General features: G+C 52.5%; 1 tRNA gene and 2 rRNA genes. All 3 read left to right on the forward strand.

What is annotated here, in order from left to right:
* Positions 1–406 precede the first annotated feature (406 nt).
* The 3 genes from V6S97_RS28790 (at position 407) to V6S97_RS28800 (ending at position 3866) form a co-directional block, all read left to right on the forward strand.
* Positions 407–3293, forward strand: a 23S ribosomal RNA gene (locus V6S97_RS28790).
* A 281-nt stretch (positions 3294–3574) separates the two neighbouring features.
* Positions 3575–3689: ribosomal RNA gene (gene rrf, locus V6S97_RS28795) — 5S ribosomal RNA — on the forward strand.
* A gap of 100 nt (positions 3690–3789) precedes the next feature.
* A tRNA-Met gene (locus tag V6S97_RS28800) sits at positions 3790–3866 on the forward strand.

Genomic DNA, 3866 nt, shown 5'->3' on the forward strand with positions numbered 1-3866 from the left:
TGAAGAGAAGATATGTCTGGAAGCGTCCAGGTGTTTTGAGCCCTTGTGGTTTGAAACGTCCGAGCCCAGTCCCAGAGAAACCGTGAGATGGCTTAGTCGGCCGGAATTGGTGGAGGGGTTGGAGGTAGGAAGGATCGCTTGTCCGAGGCATGTTTGTTGTTTGAAGGTTTAGGCCTTCATCTGATGGACATGCTGGATTGATGTTGCCTGACCGCGCATCACCGGATGATATCTCGAGAAGCTGGTCTTAATGATACGACCTCGAAGTGCACCGGCGTGCCTTCATATGAGGATTGTATCGAACACGTCGATGTCATCGTGACTTGATCTGGTTGTAAAAGGTAACCGGATCTGCCGGTCATTCCTTCGGAATGACGGCTTGATGATGAGCATAGACAATGAGAACGAAGAAGTGAATTAAGGGCATTTGGTGGATGCCTTGGCATGCACAGGCGAAGAAGGACGTGATACGCTGCGAAAAGCCGTGGGGAGCTGCGAATAAGCTTTGATCCATGGATCTCCGAATGGGGCAACCCACCTTAAATGCTTGGGAAATCTGTTTTGTTGGCTGGATGGTCTGTTTGGGTTTACCCATACAGGGCGCTAGCCCGTCGGTGCTTTTGCACCGCGCCGTCCGCAGGCCTTTGGCCGTGAGGACAGAACTGAACAGGTTTCCAAGCATTGTGATAAGGTATCTTACTTTCGAATACATAGGGGTAAGAAGCGAACGCAGGGAACTGAAACATCTAAGTACCTGCAGGAAAGGACATCAACCGAGACTCCGCAAGTAGTGGCGAGCGAACGCGGACCAGGCCAGTGGCAATGATGAATAAAGCGGAACGATTTGGAAAAGTCGGCCATAGAGGGTGATAGCCCCTTACGCGTAGAACAGTCATTGTCCTTGAGTAGGGCGGGACACGTGAAATCCTGTCTGAACATGGGGAGACCACTCTCCAAGCCTAAGTACTCGTGCATGACCGATAGCGAACAAGTACCGTGAGGGAAAGGTGAAAAGCACCCCGACGAGGGGAGTGAAATAGAACCTGAAACCGGATGCCTACAAACAGTCGGAGCCCGCAAGGGTGACGGCGTACCTTTTGTATAATGGGTCAACGACTTAGTGTAACTAGCAAGCTTAAGCCGGTAGGTGTAGGCGCAGCGAAAGCGAGTCTGAACAGGGCGATTGAGTTAGTTGCATTAGACCCGAAACCGAGTGATCTAGCCATGAGCAGGCTGAAGGTTGGGTAACACCAACTGGAGGGCCGAACCCGTATCTGTTGCAATAGATTGGGATGACTTGTGGCTAGGGGTGAAAGGCCAATCAAACTCGGAAATAGCTGGTTCTCCGCGAAATCTATTTAGGTAGAGCGTCGACCGAATACCCTCGGGGGTAGAGCACTGGATGGGCTATGGGGACTCACCGTCTTACTGATCCTAACCAAACTCCGAATACCGAGGAGTACTAGTCGGCAGACACACGGCGGGTGCTAACGTCCGTCGTGAAAAGGGCAACAACCCTGACCTCCAGCTAAGGTCCCCAAGTCATGGCTAAGTGGGAAAGGATGTGAGGATCCCAAAACACCCAGGATGTTGGCTTAGAAGCAGCCATCATTTAAAGAAAGCGTAACAGCTCACTGGTCTAAATAAGGGTCTTTGCGCCGAAAATGTAACGGGGCTAAAGCCATGCACCGAAGCTGAGGATTTGCAGTAATGCAAGTGGTAGCGGAGCGTTCCGTAAGTCTGTGAAGGCGGACCCGTGAGGGCTGCTGGAGATATCGGAAGTGCGAATGTTGACATGAGTAACGATAAAGGGAGTGAGAGACTCCCTCGCCGAAAGACCAAGGGTTCCTGCTTAAAGTTAATCTGAGCAGGGTTAGCCGGCCCCTAAGACGAGGCGGACACGCGTAGTCGATGGGAACCACGTTAATATTCGTGGGCCTGGTGGTAGTGACGGATCTCGTGTGTTGTACATTCTTATTGGATTGAATGTGCGGCGAAGAGGTTCCAGGAAATAGCTCCACCGTATAGACCGTACCCGAAACCGACACAGGTGGTCAGGTAGAGTATACCAAGGCGCTTGAGAGAACTATGTTGAAGGAACTCGGCAAATTGCACGCGTAACTTCGGAAGAAGCGTGACCCCATTTTAGGCAACTATGATGGGGTGGCACAGACCAGGGGGTAGCGACTGTTTATCAAAAACACAGGGCTCTGCGAAGTAGCAATACGACGTATAGGGTCTGACGCCTGCCCGGTGCTGGAAGGTTAAAGGGAGGGGTGCAAGCTCTGAACTGAAGCCCCAGTAAACGGCGGCCGTAACTATAACGGTCCTAAGGTAGCGAAATTCCTTGTCGGGTAAGTTCCGACCTGCACGAATGGCGTAACGACTTCCCCGCTGTCTCCAACATAGACTCAGTGAAATTGAATTCCCCGTGAAGATGCGGGGTTCCTGCGGTCAGACGGAAAGACCCCGTGCACCTTTACTATAGCTTTACACTGGCATTCGCCAAGGCATGTGTAGGATAGGTGGTAGGCTTTGAAGCAGGGACGCCAGTTCTTGTGGAGCCATCCTTGAAATACCACCCTTATCTTCGTGGATGTCTAACCGCGGTCCGTTATCCGGATCCGGGACAGTGTATGGTGGGTAGTTTGACTGGGGCGGTCGCCTCCGAAAGAGTAACGGAGGCGCGCGATGGTTAGCTCAGACCGGTCGGAAATCGGTCGTCGAGTGCAATGGCATAAGCTAGCCTGACTGCGAGACTGACAAGTCGAGCAGAGACGAAAGTCGGTCATAGTGATCCGGTGGTCCCGTGTGGAAGGGCCATCGCTCAACGGATAAAAGGTACGCCGGGGATAACAGGCTGATGACCCCCAAGAGTCCATATCGACGGGGTTGTTTGGCACCTCGATGTCGACTCATCGCATCCTGGGGCTGGAGCAGGTCCCAAGGGTATGGCTGTTCGCCATTTAAAGCGGTACGTGAGTTGGGTTCAGAACGTCGTGAGACAGTTCGGTCCCTATCTGCCGTGGGTGTAGGAATATTGACAGGATCTGTCCCTAGTACGAGAGGACCGGGATGGACGTATCTCTGGTGGATCTGTTGTCCTGCCAAGGGCATAGCAGAGTAGCTATATACGGAATGGATAACCGCTGAAGGCATCTAAGCGGGAAACCAACCTGAAAACGAGTGTTCCCTATCAGAGCCGTGGAAGACGACCACGTTGATAGGACGGGTGTGGAAGCACAGCAATGTGTGAAGCTTACCGTTACTAATAGCTCGATCGACTTCTTCGTTCCCATTGAATATGTTCATCAAGCCAAGCTTGATGACATCATCTTCTGTCTTCACGGGCCAAGGGCCCTGCAGACGGCGCGCGCCACAGGTATTTTGCTTGACAGCAAAAACCGGAAGGCGCGACGGACTAGCGTCCTGTATGGCTGCCTCGCTCAACCTCGAGCAAGGCAGGCAAACGGACCAGTCAAAGAAAGACGTGTTAAATTAAATAGAGCTTCGGCTCTCCAGCTTCTCGAAAACTGTTTCCATCTCAAAAATGGAAATCGTTGCGTTTTGCCGACCTGGTGGTTATCGCGGGGCGGCTGCACCCGTTCCCTTTCCGAACACGGCCGTGAAACGCCCCAGCGCCAATGGTACTTCGTCTCAAGACGCGGGAGAGTAGGTCGCTGCCAGGTCTGCAAAACGCAACACAAAATCTTCTCAATCACAAAAATGGGCAACAAGCCCAAATCAAAAGGCCGCCAACAGCGGCCTTTATGCTATAATAAATCATTCCGCGGGGTGGAGCAGCCCGGTAGCTCGTCAGGCTCATAACCTGAAGGCCGCAGGTTCAAATCCTGCCCCCGCAACCA

It is taken from the genome of Agrobacterium sp. CCNWLW155, assembly GCF_036888815.1.
In the GTDB taxonomy this organism is placed as follows: Bacteria; Pseudomonadota; Alphaproteobacteria; order Rhizobiales; family Rhizobiaceae; genus Agrobacterium; species Agrobacterium radiobacter.